15 protein-coding genes and 1 pseudogene are annotated in these 26,568 nt (G+C 45.4%); 6 read left to right on the forward strand and 10 right to left on the reverse strand.

Annotation, left to right across the window (positions count from 1 at the left end; all coding sequences use genetic code 11):
- The first annotated feature begins 52 nt into the window (after positions 1-52).
- From H6F63_RS11270 to H6F63_RS11285, 4 genes are all read left to right on the forward strand, one after another.
- Positions 53-3,766 (forward strand): methyltransferase domain-containing protein, encoded by a 3,714-nt coding sequence (locus tag H6F63_RS11270; protein ID WP_190637381.1) that lies wholly within the window; start codon positions 53-55, stop codon positions 3,764-3,766.
- A gap of 128 nt (positions 3,767-3,894) precedes the next feature.
- Complete coding sequence (locus H6F63_RS11275; protein WP_190425889.1) at positions 3,895-4,242, forward strand: 4a-hydroxytetrahydrobiopterin dehydratase; 348 nt, start codon at positions 3,895-3,897, stop codon at positions 4,240-4,242.
- 184 nt (positions 4,243-4,426) lie between these two features.
- Positions 4,427-6,430: a PAS domain-containing protein gene (locus H6F63_RS11280; protein ID WP_190637383.1), complete on the forward strand. Its 2,004-nt coding sequence runs from the start codon at positions 4,427-4,429 to the stop codon at positions 6,428-6,430.
- Between the two features lie 604 nt (positions 6,431-7,034).
- Positions 7,035-7,910: a PEP-CTERM sorting domain-containing protein gene (locus H6F63_RS11285; RefSeq protein ID WP_190637386.1), complete on the forward strand. Its 876-nt coding sequence runs from the start codon at positions 7,035-7,037 to the stop codon at positions 7,908-7,910.
- Between the two features lie 351 nt (positions 7,911-8,261).
- Here the strand turns inward: H6F63_RS11285 and H6F63_RS11290 are convergent, their stop codons facing one another.
- Both H6F63_RS11290 and H6F63_RS11295 read right to left on the reverse strand, forming a co-directional pair.
- Complete coding sequence (locus H6F63_RS11290; protein WP_190637389.1) at positions 8,262-8,456, reverse strand: hypothetical protein; 195 nt, start codon at positions 8,454-8,456, stop codon at positions 8,262-8,264.
- Between the two features lie 72 nt (positions 8,457-8,528).
- Positions 8,529-9,269, reverse strand: a complete 741-nt coding sequence (locus H6F63_RS11295; protein ID WP_190637392.1) for a peptidylprolyl isomerase — start codon at positions 9,267-9,269, stop codon at positions 8,529-8,531.
- A gap of 308 nt (positions 9,270-9,577) precedes the next feature.
- On the opposite strand from H6F63_RS11295, the gene H6F63_RS11300 reads away from it, so the two are divergent.
- On the forward strand, positions 9,578-10,228 hold the full coding sequence (locus tag H6F63_RS11300; RefSeq protein ID WP_190637394.1) for a hypothetical protein: 651 nt from the start codon (positions 9,578-9,580) through the stop codon (positions 10,226-10,228).
- A gap of 595 nt (positions 10,229-10,823) precedes the next feature.
- Here the strand turns inward: H6F63_RS11300 and H6F63_RS11305 are convergent.
- From H6F63_RS11305 to H6F63_RS11340, 7 genes and pseudogenes are all read right to left on the reverse strand, one after another.
- Entirely contained in the window at positions 10,824-11,045 is a 222-nt protein-coding gene (locus H6F63_RS11305; protein ID WP_190637396.1) for a hypothetical protein, read from the reverse strand.
- A gap of 376 nt (positions 11,046-11,421) precedes the next feature.
- Positions 11,422-11,871, reverse strand: coding sequence for a HetP family heterocyst commitment protein (locus H6F63_RS11310; protein ID WP_190637397.1), 450 nt, complete (start codon positions 11,869-11,871; stop codon positions 11,422-11,424).
- 36 nt (positions 11,872-11,907) lie between these two features.
- Entirely contained in the window at positions 11,908-13,599 is a 1,692-nt protein-coding gene (locus H6F63_RS11315) for an HlyD family efflux transporter periplasmic adaptor subunit (RefSeq protein WP_190637399.1), read from the reverse strand.
- 289 nt (positions 13,600-13,888) lie between these two features.
- Positions 13,889-17,086: an ABC transporter transmembrane domain-containing protein gene (locus H6F63_RS11320; RefSeq protein ID WP_190637401.1), complete on the reverse strand. Its 3,198-nt coding sequence runs from the start codon at positions 17,084-17,086 to the stop codon at positions 13,889-13,891.
- Between the two features lie 444 nt (positions 17,087-17,530).
- Positions 17,531-18,248 (reverse strand): annotated as a pseudogene (locus H6F63_RS29975) (IS4 family transposase); the annotation flags it as partial.
- Between the two features lie 171 nt (positions 18,249-18,419).
- Complete coding sequence (locus tag H6F63_RS11335; protein WP_190637407.1) at positions 18,420-19,700, reverse strand: MFS transporter; 1,281 nt, start codon at positions 19,698-19,700, stop codon at positions 18,420-18,422.
- A gap of 306 nt (positions 19,701-20,006) precedes the next feature.
- Positions 20,007-22,415 (reverse strand): GH116 family glycosyl hydrolase, encoded by a 2,409-nt coding sequence (locus H6F63_RS11340; RefSeq protein WP_190637409.1) that lies wholly within the window; start codon positions 22,413-22,415, stop codon positions 20,007-20,009.
- Between the two features lie 340 nt (positions 22,416-22,755).
- Here H6F63_RS11340 and H6F63_RS11345 point away from each other — a divergent pair, with 340 nt between their 5' ends.
- Positions 22,756-23,079, forward strand: coding sequence for a hypothetical protein (locus H6F63_RS11345; protein WP_190637411.1), 324 nt, complete (start codon positions 22,756-22,758; stop codon positions 23,077-23,079).
- Positions 23,080-23,141: 62 nt separating this feature from the next.
- On the opposite strand, the gene H6F63_RS11350 is transcribed toward H6F63_RS11345, so the two are convergent.
- Positions 23,142-26,420 carry a tubulin-like doman-containing protein gene (locus tag H6F63_RS11350; protein ID WP_190637584.1) on the reverse strand — a complete coding sequence of 1,093 codons (3,279 nt, stop codon included), beginning with the start codon at positions 26,418-26,420 and terminating at the stop codon, positions 23,142-23,144.
- Between the last annotated feature and the right edge of the window lie 148 nt (positions 26,421-26,568).

Genomic DNA, 26,568 nt, shown 5'->3' on the forward strand with positions numbered 1-26,568 from the left:
ACTACACCATCAGCAAAGTCGCACCCGTCAGCCACATTGATAGATGTTAAAGATGAAAGACACAAAGGAAAAACCGCGCTATAGCTGGCGTCTATTCGAGGAAGCGCGTGCTTATGTCCGCAGCTTTGGATTGAAAAGTGGAACTGAATGGAAAGCTTGGTCTAAGAGCGATGCTAGACCAGATGATATTCCCAAGGCTCCAGACCAAGCTTATAAAAATCAAGGCTGGATAAGCATGGGTGACTGGTTGGGGACAGGTACAATTGCCAATCAAAACCGAACCTATCGACCCTTTGAAGAAGCCCGTGCTTATGTTCGCAGTCTGGGATTGAAGAACCAAACTGAATGGGTAGCATGGGCTAAAAGCAGCGATAAACCAGAGGATATTCCTGCACACCCTCCGAAAGCTTATAAAGATCGAGGCTGGGTTAACTTGGGTGATTGGCTTGGGACAGGTACTATTGCTCCTCGGTATCGAACCTATCGACCCTTTGAGGAAGCGCGTGCTTATGTCCGCAGTTTGGGATTGAAGAGTCAATCTGAATGGTACGCTTGGTCTAAGAGCGATGCTAAACCGGATGATATTCCGGCATATCCAAGCGAGAGTTACAGCGATCAAGGCTGGAATACCTGGGGTGATTGGCTTGGGACTGATACTATTGCTTCTCAGAATCGAACTTACTTACCTTTCGAGGAAGCGCGTACTTTTGTCCGCAGCCTGGGATTGAAGAATCAAGCAGAATGGTTCAAATGGTCTAAGACCAGTGCTAAACCAGATAATATTCCTGCAACACCAGAACGTACTTATAAAAATAAAGGCTGGGCAGGCATCGGTGATTGGCTTGGAACTGGTGTTATTGCTAACTTTAACCGAACCTATCGACCCTATGAAGAAGCCCGTACTTTCGTTCGCAGCCTTAATTTTAAAAATCAAAATCAATATAGAACTTGGTCTAAGAGCAGTGCTAAACCGGATGATATTCCAGCACATCCTCCCGGTGTCTATAAGAATAAAGGCTGGTTAGGCTGGGGTGATTGGCTTGGGACAGGTTATGTTGCTGGTTGTGACCGAACCTATCGCTCCTTTGAGGAAGCCCGCACTTTTGCCCGCAGCCTGAGATTTAAGATCCAAGCTGAATGGTTTGAATGGTCTAAGAGCAAGAACCGACCGAATGATATACCCTCACTTCCTTCCAAGACCTATAAAGGTAAGGGTTGGGCAGGTTGGGGGGATTGGTTAGGTGTCTTTAACAAATGGAACCACAACTCTGTTTTGTGTTTCCTGCGTAGCATTGAACCTGTTTTGCCAAGTCTCCAGCCTTCGGAACTATACGCCATCATGCGTCAAAACGGCATGATAGCTGCCTCGACAAATGGTTACAACAGTAATACTCGCCTTATTAAGACCATTCAAGGCTTATGCTCCTCACCTAACCCTGAGTCTGATTTTGAGAAAATTATTGATGAAATTAAGGAACAGAACGCCGAACTTAATAACGAAGAACTTGGCAATGATGAGGAAATAGCCCCCAATGTAGTTCCTACCGAGGAAGAAACTACTGAAGAACTGCCTACACTTCGCTCTTTTGCAGCACTCAAAGCAGTTGACCTCTTAGTTGATGCAGGAATCACCTCGGATGAGGAAACACTAGAATTTCTTGTCTGTAACCGAGTCAGCGAAATCTGGCAAGCTTGCCTAAATAATGACCCTAAATTCAACCTTGATCGCCTCCGTACCGAAACAGGTGGAGCCTACTTTAACGAGATCCGCAACCGTTTCTTAAGCCAGTACGATGGGGCAAATAATCTTCCTATTCCCCCAGGCTATAGCTTCCATGCACCACCCAAACTAATGCAAAAGCTTACAGCCTATCGCGTACTCACAGAACGACGAGTGGGCAACTGGTCAGGTGTTGGCGCAGGTAAGACGATATCCGCCATTTTGACAAGCCGTGTAATTAATGCACGTTTGACAATCATCATCGCCTTCAACAGTACCGTCAAAGGGTGGAAAGACGCGATCGCATCCGTCTATCCCGACAGCATGGTTATCGTTAAAGAGCGTGGCGATATCCAAGTTAATCCAGAAAAGCATACTTACCTGATTCTGAACTTTGAAACCTTCCAGCAGCCAAATTCAGACAAGATGGCACGGCAGTTGGTCGATAATCACCAAATTGACTTTATTGTTTTAGATGAAATTCAAAACGTTAAACAGCGCACTCCTAAAGTAGAAAGCAAACGTCGGCAAGTAGTCAATGGTCTACTGTGTGAGGCAAGGCAGAAAAACCCCGATTTGTGTGTTCTTGGCATGAGTGCCACACCTGTAATTAACAACCTCTACGAAGCCAAAGCACTGCTAGAGATGATTAAGGGTGTGGAGTTCAGCGACCTCAAGACATTTAGTAGTATTGCGAATGCGATCGCCATGCACGAGAAGCTAATTCTGTATGGCATCCGCTACCGACCAAACTACAAGCTGGATATTGAAACAACCCATCCTGAAATCCCTGGCGAGTCATTTCTTCCCCAATTAGTAAAAGCGTTTCAGGGTAGCCTTCTCGATAAAGAACAGGTTTTACTCGATGCCAAAATCGACACAATTGTTAGTGCATTGCGAAAAGGAACCCTCGTTTACACCCATTACCTCACAGGGCTAATCGAGCCATTGCGTCAGGCAATCCAGAATGCTGGCTTTACAGTTGGTTTATTCACAGGTGAGGAAAAGACTGGGTTAGAGCAGTTCTGTAAAGGCAAAGTTGATGTATTGATTGGAACCGCGCCTGTTGGCACTGGCGTTGATGGACTGCAATATGTTTGTAACCGCTTAATGGTTGTCAGTTTGCCTTGGACTAGCGCTGAGTATGAACAACTCGTTGGGCGACTCTACCGACAAGGCTCAGCTTTCGAGAAAGTTGAGGTAATCATCCCGCAGGTTGTCCTTGCCCATAAAGATGATATCTGGTCTTGGGATAAGATGCGGTGGCATCGGATTCAGTGGAAGAAAACTCTCGCTGATGCTGCTGTAGATGGGGTTATTCCTGAAGGGGAACTGGCATCACCCGAAACCATGCAAAAGAAGGCAAATGAGGCTCTACAAGCATGGATTTCACGGATAGAACAGGATGGGGTTTTCGTCTTTGAGCGTACCCAGTTAAAAGTCCCCTTACCAGAATTCGAGACAGAAATTGCCCTGCGTCGATTTGGCGATTTCTCCATGATGAACAGTCGCTTCAACAGCGCCTACAGCCAAACTACCCATGAACGACTAAATCAGAATCCAGAGGAATGGTACTTGTATCACACACTCTACCGTGAGGCGCGAAAAACTTGGACGGAAATCCCCTATGAAAAGATTGCCAAGTCCCTTGAAAAACGTCCTGACTGGGTTGTAGGTGACTTTGGTTGCGGTGAAGCCAAACTTGCCGAGTCTCTGCCGAACAAGGTTTACTCCTTCGATCACATCGCCATCAATGAAACCGCGATCGCCTGCGATATTGCTCATACTCCCTTAGAAGACGAAAAACTTGATGTTGCTGTCTTTTCTCTTTCTCTAATGGGCATCAACTATCCAGATTATCTTAAGGAAGCCTATCGCGTGCTTAAGTTCGGTGGTTTATTGAAAATTTCTGAACCTATAAACCGCTGGTTAGAGAAACAGTCTGATTTGCTTGCTCAGATTATGAATGCTGGCTTTCTGGTAATTGGCAACATTGAAGAAGCCAACCAGTTTTTTTACATCAATGCTATTAAAGCGCCTTGCTGAAGTGGTTAAAGACGGCTTAGCGCGATCGCGCTCACCCTCCCCATCCCGGCAAAATCCGCTTTAGGGACGATGTGCTAAAAAGCTCACTTTAGTAAATTTGAGCAATTTACTGTCACAAGCAGGGAAGTATGGCAAATCTGACACAACAAAAGTGCAGCGCTTGCAATAAGGATGCACCTCGCGTTACCGATGAGGAAATCGCAGAACTCAAGCCGCAGGTTCCAGACTGGAACATTGTAGAAGTGGATGGCATACCCAGGCTGGAACGCACTTATGAGTTTCCAGATTTTCAGACAGCACTAGCGTTGACAAATAAAGTGGGCGAAGCAGCGGAAGAAGAAGGACATCATCCCGCATTGCTTACGGAGTGGGGTAAGGTGACGGTGAGTTGGTGGACTCACGCTATTTGTGGGCTGCACCGCAACGATTTTATTATGGCGGCAAAAACGGACGGAATTGCCGCAGAATTTACTTAAAAGAAATAGTTGCTCACCTCCCCTTCCCGAAGCGGGAAGGAGGCAGGAAGTATATTTTTTCTGAGGTTTATTTAGTATTCACATAACTAATAAAAGGGTTTTGTCACCGAATTTTTTTTGTGATGAATCCTCGTTTTGCGAAGCATCAGTATCACCCAGTCATATTAAAAACAAGACTTAAGCAATGAGTGAAACCCAGTTACAAACGGCACCAAGTACAGCAGAAACGCAATTGACTCGCTTTGTTGAGCTGGTGCAGGGAACTGATGCCATTGTCTGGGAAATGGACGCGGTAACGTGGAGGTTTACTTTTGTCAGCGATCGCGCTATTGATATCCTCGGCTATCCTGTCAGTCAGTGGTTAAATGAGCCGAACTTCTGGCAGGATCGAATTCTCCATCCAGAGGATCGCAACTGGTGCGTAAACTTCTGTGCGCTCGCGATTAACGAGGGGCGAGAAGGCGAATTTCAGTATCGGGCGATCGCATCTGATGGTCGCATCGTATTCATCAAAGATGTAGTGCGCGTCGTTAAAGATGAATGCGATCGCCCCAAGCTGTTGCGCGGCTTAATGGTGGACATTACCAATTGTAAAGACTCGATATATGGCGTCTCTACGGAAAAATCTTGGCAACTGTCCTGCGAACGAGCAGCAGGTATGGAGGTGGAAACGGTGCAGTCAGCACTCCGCAAAAGCGAACAGCGCTACCGTTCCCTAATTGAAGCTACTGCTCAGATTATCTGGGACACCAAAGCTGAGGGGGAACTTGTCACTCCTCAGCCTGGATGGAGTGCGTTCACAGGACAAACCTATGAGGAGTATAAAGGCTGGGGGTGGCTCAATGCTATTCATCCAGACGACCAAGCTCACACAGCGCAGGCGTGGGAAACTGCCCTTGCTAACCGAACTCTTTACCAAGTTGAGCATCGTCTACGGCGAAAGGATGGGGAATATAGATATATGAGTGTTCGGGGGGTGCCAGTGCTGGAAGCAGATGGCAGCATTCGGGAATGGGTGGGAGTACACACGGATATTACCAAGCGCAAACAAGTAGAGGAGGCACGCGATCGCGCTTTAGCCGAAGCCCAAGCGGCGCGTGCCGAACTACAGGGGGTTTTCATGCAGGCACCAGCCGCAATTGCCATCACCCGTGGCTCGAACCATGTCACCGAAACAGCTAACCCACTGTATATGCAGATTGTTGAAAAGCGAGATATCCTCGGTAAACCCGCACGGGAGGCGTTCTGGGATTTGCAAGGGCAAGGCTTTTTCGAGTTGTTAGACCGGGTTTATACCAGTGGCGAACCTTTTGTCGGCAAAGAGATGCGGGCGATGTTCGACCGCAACAACGATGGCATTTTAGAGGAAAGTTTCTGGAATTTTGTTTACCAACCGTTATTAGATGTGGATGGCAAGGTTTATGGGATAATGACCCACGCGGTAGAGGTGACTGAACAGGTGCGATCGCGTCAGGAACTGGAGAAAAAAGCCGAAGCACTCACCCAACTAACCGAAGCGTTAGAGCGCAGTAATCGCGAGTTAGACCAATTTGCCTATATTGCATCCCATGATTTGAAAGCACCTCTGCGGGCGATCGCTAATCTTTCCGAATGGATCGAGGAAGACGTTGCAGATCAACTCAGTGATGAATCCCGCCAGCATATGAGCTTGCTGCGCGGACGGGTACACCGCATGGAAGCCCTGATTGACGGCATTCTGCAATATTCTCGCGCAGGTCGCGTGCAAACACCAATCGAGACGGTGAATGTCTCCACCTTACTAGATGAAGTAATCGAACTGCTCGCCCCTCCCACTGAAGTTTCAATTATTGTACAGTCGGATATGCCGACGCTAAAAACTCAGCGGGTGCCGTTGCAACAGATTTTTATGAACTTGATCAACAATGCTATCAAGTATTCTCAGCGTCCTGATGTGCGTATCGATGTAGGTTTTCGGATGGGAAAATCCTACGAGTTCTCAGTCACTGACAACGGCCAAGGAATTTCACCAGAGTACCATCAGAGAATCTGGGGCATTTTCCAGCGGCTGGAGTCTAGGGACAAAGTTGAAGGAACTGGTATCGGTCTTTCAGTGGTTCAGAAAATCGTCGAGAGTCGGGGGGGACGAGTGTGGGTTGAGTCTGAACCAGGCGCAGGAGCAACGTTTCACTTCACTTGGAATAATTGAGGCGCACCGAAAAATTTTTCCACTGACATCTGACAACTAACTGTTAGATGCTACTTTGATTTGTCCAAGGGTTTCTTGGTTTTTTCCAGGTGTTCCTCTACTACCTTTCGGTACTCCTTGATTGCTTCCGAGTGATACTCTACAGCGCACTACTACCGCTATTGACAATATTTGCCTCGCCTTTTGCGGGCAAAAATAGCACCTGTGCGGCTACTTGTGATTTTGTTCCTAATAACAGTTTATATAGAACAAATACATAGAATGGCAATCTTCCCATTTTGTCCAGCATCCAGTGACGGTTCCTACTTCACACAATCTTTAAAAAAAAATATTCTTAATTACGTTAGCTTTACATCAACTTTATCAATATGGCATTAGTATAATTACGGAGACAGTACGCAGCTACTTTTTCTGGCTTTATTGCAGTAGGAATTTTTATCGTCGAGATTTTTAGCCTAACATCTCTGGTTTGGGAATCTCATCCATTTGACGATAAGACTATTTCTCTTAGAAGCGAACAGCCCTATATTTATAATGCTGTTTTTAATACACGGCTAGGGCAGTAAATTTCGGCAAATCAGAAAAATTTACTTTCTGATATCTATTGAAATACGAAGGAAAAGATTTAATGGCACTAAAATACAAGCTGGGCGTAGGCTTATTTCTATTCGTTACACCGTTAGTAACTGGCTCTCTGGTTGTTGCTTCACCCAGTTTTGCGGCTACTCTAGCCAAGTCTGAAGCAACATTCAAAGTTAATAACTTTAGTCACAATCCTTTAGGGGTTGAGACTTTCACCGATACTTTGACTGATACAATTGCAACCAACGGTCAAGTGACTACTAACGCTAACGCTAACGCCTCTTTTACAGCCGATCCTTTAAAACCGCCGACATTCGCCGAAAACTCCTCTGTAAGTACAGCAAACGGTGCAGGTAAAAATTACTTTGGTTTAGCCCAAAGCACTGCTGCCATTATCGGTTACGATTTTCTCGTGAGAGATAAACAAAGGTTTTCTTTTGATTTTTTAGCTGATTTAAAGCTAAAGACTTCCATTGAAAATCCCAAATTTGAACGCGCTAGTGCTGCTGGAGAGATATCTTTTCAGTTGTATAACACTAACGAGCGGGACAACTGGATTCTCTTAGATTTCTTTAGTATATCCAGTAAATTAAATACTCCAGGTGGCGGTGATTTCTTTATAGGTAATAAGAGTAATAGCATTACCACCTCTAAACCATTGAAAGATTTTCTTAAGAAGTCTTATGGAGGGAGCGAAGAATCTGCCAGAGCCTCGGTTACAGGTAAGTATTCGCGTACTTTCGATAGCTTAACTTATCTAACTTTAGTAGAAATTAAAAGGAATCAAGTAGTCGTTAAAACTCCTGAGTCTTCCGGAACTTTTGCTTTACTTATCTTTTGCTTAATAGGCGTTGGATATAGAGCTAGAAATAAAGTATTGGCATCAAAGTTGAGGTAAAGTACAGCAACTATAGAGATTTCAGCCTATCAAAATTTTACTAATTGCATCCCAATTTCATAGTTGGTAAAGTACAGCGACTTGCCTGCTGAGGTATTACTTGGCACTAAGTAAATAAAGGGGTAGGCAGAAATAAACGTAGTAATAGACCTATTACAAAAGTCCCTTTTGCAATAGGAGGGAAAAGGGAAAAGCTTCCTCTGCTTTCCCTGCTAGGAAAGCATAGTAAAAACGGAAGAAGTAAGTAATATTTCTTCCCCTTCTCCTTTAACCTTTCTCCTGACTTGGCGCAAGAAGTTTAAACCTCGACTTAAAAACCCGTTTTCTCTAGGAAAACGGGTTTCTTGATGTTTAGTTTTTTTGTGTATATTTAGAGGTACTAGATGTTGAGCTACTGCTACAACCCTTGCTGGAAGAAACTTGAACGGTGACGGTTTGACTAATTGTACTCTCAGCGCCAGATGCGATCGCTATGCTCTTGGCTGACGCAACGCTTTTTCCATCTGGTGAAACTACCCGTTGGATTAAGATTCTAGAGTGGATCATAATCAATGTTTATTTATAGGCTAATAATCTTTTAAATTACCCCAACCCGAAATATTTAGGGAGGTAGCTTTTTTAAGCTGTTGTGCTATGTAGCATATAGTTTAGCTCGCTAGCTAGCCACTCTTTAAACATCCTATCCACGATCTCTTGATGTGTTTGAGGCGTTAATTGAGCTGGGATAAACTCTTCAACTATAAACAGATGATAACCTTGGTCGGTGGAAACTGGGCCAAACACCTCTTTTCGTTTGGCACTAAAGACAACCGCTGATATATCTGGCTTAAAGCTCCAACGGTAAAGCTTGCCTTCATAACCGCATTGATGTCTACGCCGCTCATCAATATCATAAAGGTGAGCTGCCTCATAAAAGCTAATTTCCCGTTCTTCAATTTGATAGAAGAGTTCTTGGGCAATTCTTTCATCAGGAAGAATAATTTGATACAGTAAGATTTGGTCAAAATTCAGCTTGTTTTGGGCAAAAAACTTCTCTGCTTCTTTGGCAAAAAGACTCTCTGCTAATTTTTTAGCAATCAGGCGATCGCAAATTCCTGCCTCCCAGTCTTCGGGAGCGATCATCTGATCGGCTAGCCATGCTAACGTATCAGCAGCCTTCTCCAAACGCCTGGCGTAACGCAGCTTGTTCGCCTCAGCCTGGATTTCCTCTGGCATGACGGCTAAACTTCTTTCCTGAGCAGCTTGGGTAATAATTTTTTGATATAAAATCTTCTGACATACTTCTTTTAACTGTAGGTCTTTTTTCAGGAAATCAACAATTTCATTAACTTCAACGGATGACCCTGAAAAATATTTCATGTTAGGTTTTATTTGATACACATAAAGTGGTCAAAACTCATTACTACGCATTCCAATTTTCCTAGAGTTAGGGTATCGCAGAAACATCGTGAAACTGTATTATACTATCTCGCGTCATTCGTGCATAGTATTAATGTGCAATGACCACTGAGCAATTTTATGCAACTGCACATTAGTATTAGTTGGAATTAATGGGAATTGCCCTCATACCTAAACCTGGAAAAACGCGGCTGGGTACTCCTATCACTCTGTAGGGAATCTGTCGGCTGACGCTACTATCCTGATTATCCTCAACACGGTTTTCTTTGTTGCCAGCACTAATAGCGCTGCTAGTTGGGAGAGACGATGGTAAGGAAAAGGTGCTAATGGATGTTGTTGCGGATGAAAATGTTCTTACGAATGGTGTTGTTCCCGAACTTACAGAACTAGCAGAATTACTAAATACGGCAGCAGGTGCGTTTACATTTGCGGCGGTAGCAGAATTACTATTACTAAATACGGCGGCGGGTGCGGCACTGGGATTGGTAAATACGGGTGCGGGTGCGGGTGCATTTACACTTGCGCCACCGGGATTGGTAAATACGGGTGCGGGTACGGGTGCAGGTGAAGTTGTGCCAGAATTCGGAGATACGGGAGCGGGTGCTGTTGCTGTGGCGCTAGTGGTAGGGGGAGCAGTTGTTGTCGCAGTTGCTGTAGCGCTAGCGCTGCTGGAGGTTGCTCCGGGAGTGAATGTTGTCTGGCTACTGCTACTGGTTCCTGTGGGCGAGGTTGCTGTCGCAGTACTACTGCTACCAGAACCGCCTGAAGATGAGGATGAACTAGAGCTACTGGAACTACTGCTGACACTAGGGGCGATGCCACTAGGAGGAGTGAAATTAGGAGGAGTGAAACTGGGGATCGGGTTAGCTTGGGAAGGAGAAGCAAAAGTAACTACTATGCTTCCGAGTATGCAAAGATAGAAAACGTCTTTATTTGATGAGCTAATCATCGCTATCTCCTTATTAATAGAGATAAGAGCAAGTAGGAAATTTTGGCTATAAAAAAGTTGAAAAACCGACTTTAAGCCATTGATTAGAACAAGCATTTTTGTAGCGTTTCTAATCAACAGCTTATTTATTTAAACCAAAATTACATAAGCTTGAGAAAGTACCAGCTCCGGCAAATCATAAGGCATAGGTACTACCATTAGCCAGAGCGCCAGATGCTGCGTCGCTGATAGAGGCAGAGTATCCAGCTCCGATTACATAGCCAAAGTCCCCAGTGCTTTTGTCAAAGAAAAAATCTCTAAAATAGCCTGTGCGCTACGAGCAGAGTCAGAGCTAGCTGACCAGCTACTTCTACCACTAGGGGAGGAAACAGTAATTCCTCTTCCCCCTTAATACTTCGCTATTACTAGGAAGTTGATTCTCACAGAAACTTAGATTATCTAATTTTATAATTAACTTATACCTCCCTCCTTTTAGTGATAAAAACCGCTGAAAGCTTTTTTTCATCTTCAATTTTTCAGCCTTCAGCGATTTCTATAGTTAACTAGCAATTTCGGCAAATCTCTGCTTAATATGAAGATGAGCTAGAGCCAGAGTTTGAGGAGGAAGAAGAGTATGGCCCGTAGTAGCTATAGCTACTATAAGCACTGGTATAAGTTCCGGTAGAGGTGTAGCTGTAGTAGGTTCCAGATGCATTTGCTGATGCAGATGCATATGCATTGGCGTATCCACCTTCAATGCTGGTTTCTTCAGAAACGACTTCCAAAATATCTAAATCGGAAATATTCATGGCTGTGTCCTCGTTCAAAAGGTTGGTTTGATTAGCCTGTTTGGCTGTTCTGAATACTGTAGCTAAGTAGACTAAAAGAGTGTTGCCATTTTGGCAGATTTATTTATGTAACAACCCGTATATATAGCCAATAAAAAAAGCTTAGTTCTTGAGAAAAATGAACTAGGCTTTAGTTTAGCAATAGAATGAAACTGTCGCGTTATACTAAGTCCGGAGTGCTGAGCCCTGAGTGAGTACATAAGTGCCATTAGTCTCACCCTAGCAAGAGTTTGAGTACCCTTCTTTCTCTCCCAGAAAAAGTAGTTTTTGGACGCGGATTTCGTATTATTTAATTAAATTGAATGTAGTTGTTGAAACTTTTGCAGCAGCTTCCCCTTTAAAAAATAGAGAACCAAGGCTTCTTCGGTGCCACCACTTCCACCGGAGCGTCTTCTGGATTGGAGAAGACAAACCCCTGCTCTAAATTGCCGCCCCTGAGGTGGGAACGTGGTTCGCTAACCGCCTCTAAATAACCCAAATCCGTAATCTTGCTTAAGCAATTATGCGGAGATACGCTCTCAGACCGAGCAGCATCGCTTTGGTTATCTGTGTTTATACTATCCGTTTCACCTGGATTGGGTCTGCCAATTTGGCAGTTTTCTTTGAGCAATCGGTTGTAAGTACGGTAGGGGATGTAGTGTAAAGGATTGTAACCAGAAAACCTTAGAAGCAAAACACAAGCCCAGGAGTATTTTCCAGCTAGGATAGCTTCGACAACTTGATTCAACTGTTCGGGATTTATGGTTTTGTCAAGATTGGGATTAGAACAGGGAATGTGATAAGTCATAGCGATCGCCCTTTTTACTAAACTGTTTTTTGCGTTTTATAAATTGATGCCGCCTTTTTGCAGCTGCCGGATCGGATCTAGCAAGATGTCGGCGATGCGACGATGCCGGATGATAATATCAGCGGTCGCTGTCTGACCCGTCTTAAAGTGGATGGTTTGATTATTGGCGGTGACAGAATTCCGGTCTAGCGCCACTTCTACCCGATAAACTGTGCCGAGACGTTCATCGGGTTTAGCATCGGGGGATACGGATAGTACCTTCCCGGAAACGGTACCGTAGTCTTGATAAGGAAAAGCGTCAAATTTGATTTGCACCGACATTCCTGTCTTGACAAAGCCTGCTTCTTGATTGGGCAAGCTAGCCGATAAAATTAGAGGTGCTTTGTCAGCAGCCAGTTCGGCAACGGTCTGTCCAGGTTGCACAACAACGCCTGTGTTGTGGATGTTGAGGGATGACACGACACCATCTACGGGAGCGTAGAGAAACCGCTGTTTTAGCTTGCTCTTAGCACTGATAAGCAGATTTTTATTTTCAGCAATTTTAGCTTTGAGCTGGGTGATTTCTACTTCCAGTTGCTGAATTTGCTGCTGTGCCTCTAACTGCGTTCGGCGTGCTTCGGCTTGCTTCTGGTGCAGCTGTGCTTGCAGTTGCTCGGCTTGGGCTTGAGTTTGCTGGAGTTCGCCTTGGGTTTCGGTAATGGCGCTTTGGCGATCGCGTAATGCTTGCTCGGCTTGAAACAGTTGTTCCTTGACACCCGTATCCTCTTCCAGCTTGTTTTTGGTAATAGCACTTTGGCGATCGCGTAAAACTTGCTGGGAATCAAACAGATATTTTTTGGCGATCGCACCTTCTTCCACCAGAGGCTTAAGCCGTTCCACTTCCTCAGCCGCCGCCGCCGCATCCGCTTGCCGTTGCACCAGCAGTTCTTGCGCCGTACCGGAGAGCGGTTTTAGCCGTTCTAGTCTTGCCTGATTTGCCGCTGTATCCGCCAGATATTCAGTCAGCAGCTTTTGGGAAGCAGCTGTCTTGGCATTAGCTTGGGCGATCGCAGCAGCAGCAGCCTCAACGTCCGCCTTAGCAATTTCCGCACGAGTTCCGCTTTCTTGACGCATTTTTTCAATAAGCCTTTGCTTCTGGCTTAACTCGATTTGGTTGGTTCCCAGCATTTGCTCTAACCGTTCCACTTCACCAGTAGCAATTTGAGTATCCAGTTCCACCAACATCTGCCCGGCTTTCACCGCTTGCCCTTCTTTGACGGCAATATTGACAACCTTGCCCATTTCCACCGGGTCAATTTTATAAACCTCCCCTTTAGGCACTAATCGCCCTTGGGCGTGTCCCACTTCATCAATTTGCCCAAAGCAAGCCCACACAGCAAATGCCGCACAAAAAACTAACCCTCCCAATACCAGTTTTCGGGGGAGTGTTGAAGGCGGCTCTTCCAGAACATTTTGTAGGGAAGTAGACCAGTTGCCCGAAGCAGGTGCTGAGTGTTTCGGCTCTTGGTTTCCGGTTCTAGTGCGGAGTGAAAAGCCAGAAGATTTGGGTTCTGATTGGGGACTTTGTACGGAGACAGCTGTACCTCCATAGATAGATGCAGCCTCACTACTTCTATCGTCGGATAGGTCTACGGGAAGGTCTTCCCAGCTATTCCCAACAGCAGCCGATAATGTGGCTGGCGGGTTAAAGGGCTCTGAGTTGGGAATCGGTACGATTCGTTTTTCCATATTAGTCAGGCAGAATTAAGAAATTCAGCGTCAATAGCCTTGTATTACCTCGATTTATCCAGAATTGCCTTATAGATTGCCTGAGTTCTATCGGGTTGATGGCTCAATCTTTGGCTCACCTCTTCTAGTTGCCAATTCAGAACCCAATACTTTTTGGTTAAGGCTTGATCCCCCTAACCTCCCTTTTTACGGGGGTTAGGGGGATCTCTTTGGACTAAACATCGCTAACCGAGATGTATTGATTCAGAACCCAAGAACATCCAGAGTTATCCGAGGTATGCAAGTTGGATTAAAGATCGAGCTGCTGTTGCGCTAGGTGGTAATAAAGTCCTTGCAGCGCAATTAGTTCCTCGTGAGTGCCGCGTTCAACCAAAATGCCTCGATCTAGCACTAGGATGCAATCGGCTCCGCGAACGGTAGAAAGTCGGTGAGCAATGATAAAACTCGTGCGATCGCGGCTAATACGAGCGAGATTCTGCTGAAATCGTCGCTCAGAATCCGTATCTAGAGAGCTAGTTGCTTCATCTAAAATCAGGATGCGAGGATCGCCGAGTAAAGCACGAGCGATCGCAATCCGTTGTCGCTGTCCTCCAGAGAGATTCGTACCCCGTTCCCCAACTTTCGTGTTGTATCCCAAGGGCATATCTTGAATAAACGCATGGGCTTCTGCCAGTTTAGCAACTTCCACCACTTGCTCTAGCGTATACTCGTCAGCGTAAAGCGTGATGTTTTCTATAATAGTTCCCGAAAACAGAAAACATTCCTGCGGCACCACACCCAACTGCCTTCGCAACGATTGGGGAGAAGCGTGTCGAATATCGTGTCCATCTACACAGATTCGACCACTGGTAGGGTGATATAAACCTTGTAGCAGACTAACTAAGGTACTTTTGCCGGAACCACTGCGCCCCACAATCGCCACGGTTTGCCCAGCCGCCACCTCAAATGAAATATTCTGGAGCGTGTTGCGCTCCTCCTCCTGAGAGTAACGAAACGTAACGTTCTCTAACTTCACCTCACCCCTCAGATGAGGCAGAACAAGTAGAGGTTGTTGGGGATTTTCTTCAGGTTGGGCTGAAAATACATCATTCAGCCGTTCCACAGAAACCATCACTTCTTGCAGTTCATCCCACAAGTTCACCAACGCCAGCACGGGGTTGATGACATTGCCAATCAGCATATTGAATGCGACAAACTGACCGATAGTGAGCTGATTCTGCATTACGAGTGTCGCCCCATACCAAAGCAATGCAGTACTACCCAAAGTATTAATTAAGCCGCCAGTTGCTTGCAACCCATTTGCCAGTTTTTGCCCCCGAAATCGCGCATTTAACGTACCAGTTAACCGATCTTCCCAACGCCAGCGCAACTCTCGCTCTGCTGCTGCTGCTTTTACCGTAGCAACGCCGTTCATCATTTCCACAAGGGAGGAGTTTTGCGCTGCTTCCTCAGCAAAGACTTCCCGCGACACCTTTCTGAGGAATGGACTCGCCACAACTGTCAAAATGGCGATGGGGGGAATCAGTGCCAAAACCAAGACCGTCAAACGCCAGTTATAATACGCCATCAACCCCACATAGACAATTGCCATTGAGGCATCTAACCAAGCGGTGACAGCTTGGCGCGTTAGAAACATCTGGATTTTCTGGTTTTCCTGCACCCGCGTAATAATGTCTCCCACGTGGCGGGATTCAAAAAACTTCAGGGGTAAGGTCAAAGTATGGCTGATAAACCCACCGATCAGGGTGAGGTCTAATCGGTTGGCAAAATAATCCAGCAGGTATTGGCGAATAGCACTTAAGCCGATGCGCCAAATGCCAAAAAGTAGCAATCCAATGGCGAAGACGTGTAGGGTGATAAAGCTTTTGTTGACAACAACCCGGTCGAGAATGATTTGGGTAAATAGGGGGGTAATTAGTCCAAAAACCTGGATTAGCAAAGATGCTAAGATAATTTGCCCGATTAGGGAGCGGTAAGGCAACAATATGCCCCAGAAGCTACCGAGAGAGCGTTTCTCACTTTGGACTGTTTGCAGTCGTTCTGTGGGGTCGAGGAGTAAGGCGTATCCCGTCCAATTAGCTTGAAATTCCTGGTGAGAAAGCGATCGCCTGCCTACTGCGGGATCGGCAATCAGGATGCGCCTCCCTTTGACTTGGTAGACAACGACATAATGATCGCCTTGCCAGTGGGCAATCCAAGGGTTAGTCCGATCTACCAAGCGGCTTAAAGAAGCCCGCACGGGACGCGCATGAAACCCCACGCTTTCGGCAGCAGTAGCTAAGCCTTTAGTCAGGGAGGCACCGAAACGTCCTACGCCAGCTAGATTGCGGAGGGAATTGAGACTAAACCGTTTGCCCCAATACTGTCCGATCATTGCTAAGCAAGTGGCACCGCAATCAGCGGTACTCTGCTGTTGAATGAATGGATAGCGTTGTCCTAACAATCGCCGAGGCTTTAATGGTTTGGGAAAAGCAATTGGTTGTTGGTTGTCTGTTCCCCCTTCTTTCCCTCCTGTTGATGAAGGTGATGAAAGGGGAGTTTGTCCGTTATTCAGTGACGGCTGACGATTGACAGAGACGCGATGAATCGGCATTACCGCCTGATGACTCGCTAGCTTTTGATGTCCGTTGCTAGCACTATCGCTGGATACAACTGCTAAAAGCGGAGCGATCGCGATCGCTGCTTCCCAATGTTCTGTGGGCAGATGGTAAACCACTAAATCTGTCTGTGCAACCCAATCTGTGGGCGTTGGATTTGGATATCCCCAGCTTTCTCCTACTGCTGGTGGCTGCGATCCGTGAATTTGCCCATTGCCAAGCCAGAAGCGACCCGTTTCTGCGGGAATATACTCCAGCGACTCGCCAGCAGAGATCCGTATTTCTACTAGGTAGGGTAAGAGTTGCCGCAGACTTAGGCTGGGAAGCGATCGCAATTCTGTAGCGGTTTTTAAGAAAATTAGACATTGCCGCTCCTGAGAGAGTTTCAGCAAGTAGTCTCTCAGATTCGGAAGTCGCTCTAACCAAGTTTCCAATTGTGCAATTGGAATCCTTGCTGCTACACCTGCACTGGCAGCGATCGCTTTTGGCATCCTTACGCTTAGGGCGCTTTGTAGCTCCATATTGCCGAATAAAGCTTCTGCACCAAAATTTTCGCCTGCTTCCAGTACTAGAGCGGAAACTTCTCTTCCCTGCGTAGCATCAAAACCAAGCAGCCGTACCCGACCTTGGCAAATTATATAAAACCAATCAGTGTTTTCTCGATCTGGTTCACTATGAACGGAATTTCCTGGGGGAGGGGATACATTATAGCTAACCAAGGGATCGCCAAGTTGAAACTCACACATTTCAAACACTTGGTTAAATTCCGATGCCTGATTGGGATCTGATTGAGATAGCCTCAGTAGGTTGAGGATATTTGCAAGACTATGAGAAGCGTTCTCAAGGTTCTGAGGCGGAGGATGCTCTGGCAATCCTAACATCCGATTCATTTATTAGCCTCTTAGCTTTCAAAGTTTAACTTTGTTCGTTTTAGGTTTTTGTTAAAAACACTAAGAAAAGGGTAACGGTATTTCCCCTTTGATCATGTATTAGTGAATTTACGTAGTGCTGTCAATATAGCCTCTAATAATTTATCAAATCTTTACTACAACTTTATGAAATCTTTATTTTAACTTCATGATAAAAAATATGAAGAGCTTTAACAGAAGTTATAAGACAATTTTATATTTTTATGCCTAACTAAACTAAGCTAGAAAATTGGAACATTTAAGACATGATGATTTAAAACATCTGTAACAGATTCCTCTTTGATAGCGAAGACATCTAGAGGCACTACGGGAAATGCCAAGGCATCAGGGTGACAATATGATTTATTTAACAAACAATACTTCTCGGATAAGACTTGACCCCCCCTAGCCCCCTTAAAAAGGAAGCTACCGTGTACAAACAAGTGGAGTCTGAGCAAGTTTCCATCCGAGGAAGAGCCACTCCAACTGCCGCAGACCATGAACTAGAGTGGGCATTCCAGGGAGACGCTGGGAGCGATAACCCGACCATCCTCTGAGTCCGGCAATTAACCAGGTTGCCCAAGCTAAAGAATTGGGGAGATAAGGATTTTGCTGTTTTTGAGTGCGTCCTTGCAACGAAGGTGCCAGTTGAGTCAGGCAGTGCTGCTGCTCCGAAGTGAAAGCAACCGAGGCAGGTAAAGTCTGGGTTATCTCGCCCTTCCACCAGTTGCAGGGTTCGCACAGCAATTGATAGAGCCAGGACACTCAAACGCTCAATAGCTTCTATCGATTCGAGTTGAGTGACTTCGAGATTCAGTCCTACCTACTTGAGGGTGGCAAACAGTTGCTCAATCCGCCAGCGCCAGCAATACCACTCAATCACTTCGAGTGCCTGTTCCAGACAAAAGACTTCATGGGTGGTCAACAGTCACCAATGAATCGGTTTTTGTCCCGCCGGTGGGTTGACCTCCTTTGCCTCGACTGTACAAAGACGGACACTGGTGGGATAGTCTTGGGCATTGAGGTTATCGGGTCGTTGAATGTCTACCCTGGCAATACGAACACTCACCAGGGCTTCTCGTGCGGTTTGCTCCCGGCGAGGCTCGTCTACTACCTGCACGGTGTAAGTCCCTTCACACGGTTGGGTACCTAAGGTAGTAGCGCGTCTAGGCTAAAATGCTGGGTTGAACAAATGTGGCAAAGGTTACATTTCGAGCTTTTTAGCCCTCAGCAAACCCAGCAAATTAAGCTTGTCGCTCTACTACTTTTGACTGAATCCATTTGTTGGTATGCAGCCTGAAAGTTTCTGTTGTAATTATGAATTAGGCTGAGGTTTGATTACACCAATCTTTGTATATATTGGGTGGATTAATCGTCTTAAAGTAGGTAACTCTTTGGCAAAAAGTAAGGAACCTAAGATACAAAAACTGCCAGCAATAATTAAGGTGTTGGGCGCGCCAATTTGATTGGCTAAACTACCAGCAAATAAATTGCCCAAGGGAACGACACCAAAAAATGCCATTGTGTAGATGCTCATCACCCGTCCGCGTTTATCATCTTCGACAATTGTTTGAACAACTGTGTTACTAGATGTGAATTGCATAATAAAACCCAATCCCACGATTAACATCATCACTAGAGAAAGCGCCAGTACGCGGGATAAAGAAAAACCAATTAGTCCAATTCCCATAAAGGCTGGTGAATAAGCAATGAATTTTCCTAGTCCTAAAACACTTTGTCGCGTAGTTAGATAAACCGCACCTACTAACGCTCCAACTCCGGAAGCAGCCATTAGAAAACCCAGAGTTTCAGCGCCACCGCCAAGAATTTTAGTGGCAAAAATTGGCACGAGAACGGTATATTGCATTCCCATAAAGCTGACTAAAGCCAGCAACAGGATAATGGCGCGAATGGGTGGAAACCCGAAGGTATATACAAATCCTTCTTTCAATCTCTGCAAAGGATGAGTGTTTGTAACGTTGAGTTTTTTGGGCTTTAGCTTCATTGCTAATAAAGCAGCAATCACCGCAATGTAGCTGAGTCCATCAATTAGAAAACAGTAAGCAGATCCAACTGAAGCAACAAGCAGTCCTCCAATAGCAGGCCCAATTAATCTGGCTCCATTAAACATTGAAGAATTGAGAGCGATCGCATTCGCTAAATCGTCTTTTCTTTCTACGATTTCTGGCACGAAAGCTTGACGAGCTGGCGCATCAAAGGCGCTCACAACTCCTTGAAATATACTCAAAAATATCAGATGCCAAATATTTACTATTCCTGTAAACGCTATAAAAGCAAGCGCTAAGGATTGGATCATAGAAAGTATTTGAGTAATGACTAAGATCCGGTGGCGGGGGAATTTATCTACTAAAACACCCCCGATAGGGGTGAGAATAAAGCTAGGAAATTGACCTGCAAATCCCACAACACCGAGTAATAAGGCGGAATTAGTCAGGCTATAAACTAGCCAAATCGTAGCAACTTGAGTCATCCAACTTCCAATTAGAGAAAGCCCCTGACCTCCAAAAAATAACCGATAATTTCTCGATTTCAATGCCGGAAGAACTGGCATCAGTTTGATAGGATTTCTCTTCATATACCTTGGTCGTTTTTGGCTCAAACCTACGGGAGCATATATTATATTTTGTAAAGTTACTTAAAAAGTTACTGCAATCCCTCTGTCAACGGGGGGAAGTAATCAAGCAATACGGTTCGGTTAGAGCGAAAAACACTAATGTTCGCGTAGGTTGCGTTCAGGAACGTCACCCAATAAAAGGTAAGCATTTGTTGGGTGACGTTCCTACAATTATTTTTTACTGCAATCCCTCCGTCAACGGGAGGAGGTAATTAAGTCAAAAGTCAAAATGATTCTTTCCTTCCCAGGCTGAGCATGGGAACGAGTTTAAAATTTTGTCAGTACGCCGTAGATTGCCCAAATTGCCATTGCTCGCAGGTAGTGACTAGCACGGAAAGTACCAGCAGCTGTGATGGCTTCGGGGGTGCGGAATTGCAGCCCATTGTCGTAAACTTGGCGCACGACAGCTTCCGCCATCTGGAAGGCTTCATTTTTCATCCCCATCTGAACCATGAATGCTGCAAGCCCAAAGTTAATCCCTGTCCAAACTTCTAGGGGATGAGTAGCATTGGGATTGAAAGGCGTACCATCTGGTTTTACTCCATTTGCAGCACCCAAAAGACCATTATTAAATTTCAAAAAGCAGGACTCATACACAGTTTTGAGGGTAGATTGTATGCACTCTACTGGCACAATGTCGGGTAATCCCAACCAACGGGCGTAGAACTGACCGCAAAGTTGATCTGCCATCACAATATCAGATCCGCTTTCGCTGTCGAGTCGGTAATATTTACCGTTCCAAAGCTTTTGTTGATATAAAGATTGGGATTGGTCTAGCCAGGTTTGGTAATTGGTGGTGTTGTATTCGCCGTCAGGGTAATTTTGGGCTAATATTTGTCCGATAGCGATCGCACTCTCCAAAGCCGCTAACCACAAGCCGCCGCAATAAGCACTCACACCCTGCAATCTCCAATCATCAAAAGTCTGATCTGGCGCACCGGAATTTTCCGGAATCCCATCCCCGTCTAGATCAAATTCCTTGACATAAGCCAGCGTCTTGACAATTGAATCCCAGCATTCTTCCAAAAACTGGATATCTGTGGAGCCAGTCATCACAAAATCTCGATAAACTTGCAAAACAAAATCGCAAGGTAAATCTTTCCAAAGGTTGCAATCCTGGTAACTGGTATAGTTAGTTTTTTCCCACGGATGCTCATTTGGTGCGCCGAGATCGTGAGGTGTAGCATTGGCAGCTTTGCGAATTGCCTGTGCTTGATTATACCCAATAATTCTGGGAGTATCGTCCCCTGTGGGAATTGCTCGTGAAAAAGCTTCTAAAACTGCTTTATCCAATTTCGGCCAAAGCATCGCCAAAGCAAACGAGCCGTAAAGCCGCACGTCTAAGCTTTCGTACCAACGATAATCCAGGCACTCTAAAACACCAAATTGTCCAATCGGATCTAACTCTGATGCTGCTGTCCATAGAGTACCGCCATCGCATAGCAGATACAGCTCATTAAACAGTGCCATTTTGAACCAAGAAGGCAAGTCCTGCTGCTTTAAAATGGGCTGTTGCCATTCGCGAATTGAGTCCCGCCAAGTATCATCTTGCTTGAGGGCCGTGCGAATTATCGACCAAGCATTTGTGCCATTGCGACCAAAGAAATCAGTATAACGACGGTAATATTTAGTGATAGAATCCCCCGTACCGAATTCCATCACCGGAAAATCCCAGCAGACGATAAAAGGAATATAACGAGTTCTACCAGGTTTCAGAGTAAAGCGGACAGCGATCGCGCTAGCTATTTGTTCCCCTGGTGCGGCTGGCGTTTCATCTTGCCGATCCGACAAGGTGCCATTACAAGCAAAAATATCCCAAATATCGCCGCCATCGCTTGCCGGGTCCCAACGACTGTGATGGAAGACTTCTAAACTGGGATTAGTCACAGTAGCGATCGCTAACTGTCCTTCCCCCTCCCCAATTTCATCATGCAGCCTTACCCGATCTAGCAGACATCCCACGCGGTGAAAGTCGGAAATCCACTGATTTAAGTTTCCCGTACTATCTCCCCATCGTGGCTGATACTCGTAAACCGGGCTACCATCATCCCGCACCCGTACTTCTGGCGACTTAATCGCATTGGTAAACCAACCGACCACATTCTGCCAAGTCAGCATAATGCTAATCGTTATCGGCTTATCTGTGGGATTGTATGCAGTCCAGCGAAACACAGCTGTAGGGTAAGAAGTTTCCTGATAATTTCCCGCCCAAATTGGCGAAAACTGCTCGCAAGTCAACTCCGCCTGAAACACATTTTCATAGACAAACCAACTGCGCGGATAAAGCGCATGATAAGTCCCCGTCCCCAGTCCCTTATCCCCAGTCCCTTCCTTGGGATACCACTGCCAGCGAGATAAACTGCCATCCTCTGGCGGTTCCGTACACAGCGCATAAGCTTGCGCTGGGGAGTCTTCTGGCTGCTCAAAGACGCTAAACTGGCAAGCAGGCAGACTGCGAAATATGTGTTCTCCGCCATTCAGGTGCCACAAGTTAAAGTCACCTCTTGGGGAACGACCAATGCAACCTGCGCCAAAGCCACCCAAAGGCATACCGTGCCAAGGGCCATCGTCGAGATTACTGGCATAGCGGACAGTGTAAGGCTTGTCCCATCCGAGTCCGATGGGACGCTTCCAGGTGCATTCGGGAATTTCCAAGCGAGGGCGTTGATAAATCATTTCCTGATTTTACGGCGTTTCGTCTGATTCCACCCCAATCCGGGCGAATATTGATATTGACATTTACTAAAGTATCAATATTTTTAATAAATTCGATAGCAATCTCTATGTTTTGCGTTTACTCAACGTATTGCTTCCCAGTCTATTCATCATTTCTTCACTAATATTTTATACACTCTGGTTTCAGAGGCTTCACGATTCTTAATCTATAAAGCTGGTGTTGATTGCAAACCTCTCAAAGAGCCTGTCACAAAAAAACATTGCCCAATGCAATAAATTGCTCGAAGTGACAATTTTATTGCTATCCTTTCTAAGGCGTTAATAAATAGCTGTACGTAAAATGGGTCTAAAAATCATTGAAAATTTTGATGGCAATTTTACCCTCGATCCAGAGGCAAAAGAAACTCTGTTTAATTTATTAAAGGGCGAAGCTTTTGTAAAGCAAATTACTGAGCAAATGCAGTGCGAAGAAGTTGAATTTACAGAATTTCTTTTCCAGCCAGTTCCCTACAGCACAGCCACACCTAAAGGGATGCCAGCCGAATTTGAGAAATTCCACCAATCTGAGGATCACCTGATTATTAACGTCCCCCCTAATTTCATGTTTAAAGCTAAAATTTTTAAACCAAGTCGCCTTTGTGCCATTTATCGAAAGGTGAGATAAAGACCACCTTCTCGTTCCCAGGCTTAGCCTGGGAACGAGTTAATCAAGGTGTCTCGATTAATTTAGGTGAATTGAACCAGTCGAGTACCGCACTTGGAACAGAACTTAGAATTAGCGGGGTTTTTGTTGCCGCAACTGGTGCAGAAAACCTGTGCAGGTGCAGCACCACCATTATTAACAGGCGGCTGATCTTGCGGTTGTGGTGTCACCACACCAACACCTTCACCAACATTTAACTTATTGACAGCTATGACATTTTGAATAATCGTAGCTTCGCGTCTGTAATCTGGGCTATCAGTTCCGCCATTTTTCTCCAATTCCACTTCTCGCTGCTTCAGATAAGCCATCAACTGATTATATAAAACTCGCTTTTCTTGGGGTTGATCAGCGGCGGCGAGGAGTGCTGTCACTTGACGCTGAATTTCCTCTTTATCAGGACGACACGCCAGCACTTCCAACACTTGTACAGCTTCTTCCCAACCGGAAGCAATATCTACATTTTCTGTACCAATGACAGTTTTCCTTGTGTAGCGGATCGTATTTTCTTTAGTGTTGCGATTTTCTTCTAGTCGCAAAACACGAAAAGCTCGTGCTTGTACCACCAACCGGAACACTTCTGGATCTTCGGGAAACACATCCCAGAAAGGGGGTTCTTTTTGAATGTGGACGGGTACGGGAGGATCTTTGCTTTCGCCTTTAAGTTGCGATCGCTTGGCTTCTATAGATTGTCCTTTCCAGTCTTGATATGATTGTCGCAGCTCTCGCATTCCGTCAATGCAACGCAGAGAAAAGCCGCCTTTTTCTTGCACAAAAACAATTCGGTGACGTTCTTGATCTCCTAATGGTGTGATCGCATCGCTACTCCCGACTCGTTCTTGCAAATATGGTAGTAGTTTAATTGCGGCTGGATCGGTGCTGTTGCGACCACCGACGATGGCAACTTTGGTATTTAATGCTGGCGTAAAACCTGCATCTGCACCACTGAGAACGGCTTGGGAAAGTAAAATCAGGGGTTGCGATTTTTGGTAGGCGATGCGAATGTTGCTACGAATTGCTTCCGGGTCGTTTTGCAAGGCTTTGAATAAGCGATCGCTTGCGGCGAGTTCCCTTTTAAACCGACTTTCTTGGGGAGACTTCTCTACTACTAACTGAGTTCTGCTAACGACAATTTCCTTGAAGTCATCCGAGTTCACATCCGGTAGTTGAGTAATATCAAATAGCTGCATTACTTCCCCAGCAGCGCGTGTTTGTTTCCACAGAGGACTAGCATCGCGCAACACATCTTCTGACATCGTGCTGCAAATTTGATCTATACCCAATTCATAGCGGCTTTTGCTACCTTCTGATGCACCCGCCAACTGCTCAATCATATCGCGATAGAGCAGGTTTAGTTCTTCCCGTTCATACAGTTTAATTCCGTTAATTTTCAAAGCATCGGCGCTATCAGCTTCTTTATCAGCTTTTTGTTTGAAACCATCGCGTAGTTGCCGCAACTTTTGATTAAATCGAGCTAGTCGCCGTTCTAGTAATTCCAGATGTTCTTGCATTCTGGCAATTACTTCTAATGCTAAAGCGCGTGCTTTGCGCTGAATAATAGCAACAAAACTACCTTCTAAACCTGTGAGAGCATCTTCGCAATATTTCTCCATTTGTGCTTGCTTGGTAAGACCAAACAAGCTTTTAAATTGATTAATATCTTGTAAAGCTGTCTCATACTGTCTTTGCCGATTTGCTTCGTTGGGTTGCCAAATTTTTTCTGAGTCGCGGCGAAACTTTTCTGCGGAATTTGTCAATAGTTGGCGGGCTGTAGCGATGAAGGCATCGGCAAATTTTAATCCTCGGTTGCGATCGCGTACAATGTCGTACAACTCCACCTCTAACGCTTTTCTTCCCTGCTGGATAATGCGGTTGCGGTTGTCGTACATTTTTTGCAGGAAGTCACCATGCGATCGCTCATCCGGACTTAACTCCCGCAAGTGGTTGGCGCGATATTCATCTACCTTTGGTGTGAGATAAGTATCCACGAATTGCAGAATTTTACCCCGTTCCGAACCGATAACATTTACACCTTGATGGGTGCATTGCAGTTTATTATCGGTAGCGATTTCATTGCGAATGCTGTTCACCCAGTTGGAAATTTCTGACACATAGGATTTATCATTCGCTGAGGATAAATCTGCTATAAGTTCCGCGTCCGTTAACCGCATTCTTTTTAGGATATCGGTCTGCACCAAATCTAAAACATTTGGCGGTAACGGTACAGATTCATTCAGCCACCAACTGACTAAATCTACTCCCAAACGACTAGATAAAGAAGTGCGAATTTGAGCCAGGGGAATCTCAATCGTAGAGAGTCCAAAACTCATAAAGTTTTTGGGATAACCTCTTCCGCCTGGATCTGCTTGCGCCCAAGCACCTTTAATATTGTCTCGGATTGAACGCTTGTGGGGAGCAAAATCGCTAGTTAAATCTAGGAAAATATTTTGCCCGATCATTTCCCGAATTTGGTCTAGGGAAAACTCACTTTCCCCATTTTTTGTACCTACTAAATAGGTAAAATCAAATGGAGGGCGTTTGTTGCGAACTTCATCTGCTAATCCACCACTAAATTGAACAGCGTACTCGGTTCTATAATCCGAGAAATAGCTTAATTCCATCATCGCTGCGTAGCCATTAGCGAGAACGCGATCGCCCACTTTGATACTCGCAAAGGCATTAGGCATCGGCACAATTGCCGTTATCAGGGGGCTGGCTTGACCTTTGAGCCAATTGCGGATGCAATAGCCCAAATCGATCAGCATACCGCTACCAGTACCCCCAGAAAGGGAGCCTGTGACGAAGACATTTAAACCACCGCTGCTCACCTTAATGCCGTATTTATCCAGCATAAAGTTTTCGTGACCCTTGACGCGATCGCAAGCTTCATTAAATTTTTGCTGAATTTTGTGGTAGTTATAAAAAAAAGCAAATCGGCCGCAAGCGCGAATTTGACCCGCACCTGCTTCTAATGCGCCAATATTTCGCTCTAATTCTTTGGGAAACCACGACTCAATCCAAGGATATTTTCCCATATTGGACATAATATCGCTGACTTCTTTGCCGCTGACACTTGCCCAAAATTTCTCGTTATCTTGTAATGGCGTTCCTGCTGCTTCTGGGTTGTTTACTTTGTAATCTTTATCGGTATCAATTGTCAGGAAACTAATGATCGGGAAATTCTTTAAACTGCCATAAGTTTCTTCTACCAGTCGGCGTACCCGCGACAGCACTTCCACGCCTGTTCCACCTACTCCTACGAGTACGGTGGGAACCATACTTTTTTCTTCTACTGCTGCCATGATATTTCTCCTGTATCAGCTTTTTTAGTTTTAACGCAAAGGTAATCGCAGAGGTAGCGCTGTCGCGCCGCTTCGCTAACGCAGAGTCAGAGTAAGTCCTTTGCGCCCCTTTGCGAAAGCCTCTGCGTTCTTTGCGTTGCAAAATATGACT

This window comes from Trichocoleus sp. FACHB-40 (genome assembly GCF_014695915.1).
GTDB classification, from domain to species: domain Bacteria; phylum Cyanobacteriota; class Cyanobacteriia; order Cyanobacteriales; family FACHB-T130; genus Funiculus; species Funiculus sociatus.

Bases quoted from the DNA above. Each gene is read 5' to 3' on its own strand.
- H6F63_RS11270 (WP_190637381.1), top strand. From the start codon at position 53: ATGAAAGACACAAAGGAAAAACCGCGCTATAGCTGGCGTCTATTCGAG.
- H6F63_RS11275 (WP_190425889.1), top strand. From the start codon at position 3,895: ATGGCAAATCTGACACAACAAAAGTGCAGCGCTTGCAATAAGGATGCA.
- H6F63_RS11280 (WP_190637383.1), top strand. From the start codon at position 4,427: ATGAGTGAAACCCAGTTACAAACGGCACCAAGTACAGCAGAAACGCAA.
- H6F63_RS11290 (WP_190637389.1), bottom strand. From the start codon at position 8,456: ATGATCCACTCTAGAATCTTAATCCAACGGGTAGTTTCACCAGATGGA.
- H6F63_RS11295 (WP_190637392.1), bottom strand. From the start codon at position 9,269: ATGAAATATTTTTCAGGGTCATCCGTTGAAGTTAATGAAATTGTTGAT.
- H6F63_RS11305 (WP_190637396.1), bottom strand. From the start codon at position 11,045: ATGAATATTTCCGATTTAGATATTTTGGAAGTCGTTTCTGAAGAAACC.
- H6F63_RS11310 (WP_190637397.1), bottom strand. From the start codon at position 11,871: ATGACTTATCACATTCCCTGTTCTAATCCCAATCTTGACAAAACCATA.
- H6F63_RS11315 (WP_190637399.1), bottom strand. From the start codon at position 13,599: ATGGAAAAACGAATCGTACCGATTCCCAACTCAGAGCCCTTTAACCCG.
- H6F63_RS11320 (WP_190637401.1), bottom strand. From the start codon at position 17,086: ATGAATCGGATGTTAGGATTGCCAGAGCATCCTCCGCCTCAGAACCTT.
- H6F63_RS11335 (WP_190637407.1), bottom strand. From the start codon at position 19,700: ATGAAGAGAAATCCTATCAAACTGATGCCAGTTCTTCCGGCATTGAAA.
- H6F63_RS11340 (WP_190637409.1), bottom strand. From the start codon at position 22,415: ATGATTTATCAACGCCCTCGCTTGGAAATTCCCGAATGCACCTGGAAG.
- H6F63_RS11345 (WP_190637411.1), top strand. From the start codon at position 22,756: ATGGGTCTAAAAATCATTGAAAATTTTGATGGCAATTTTACCCTCGAT.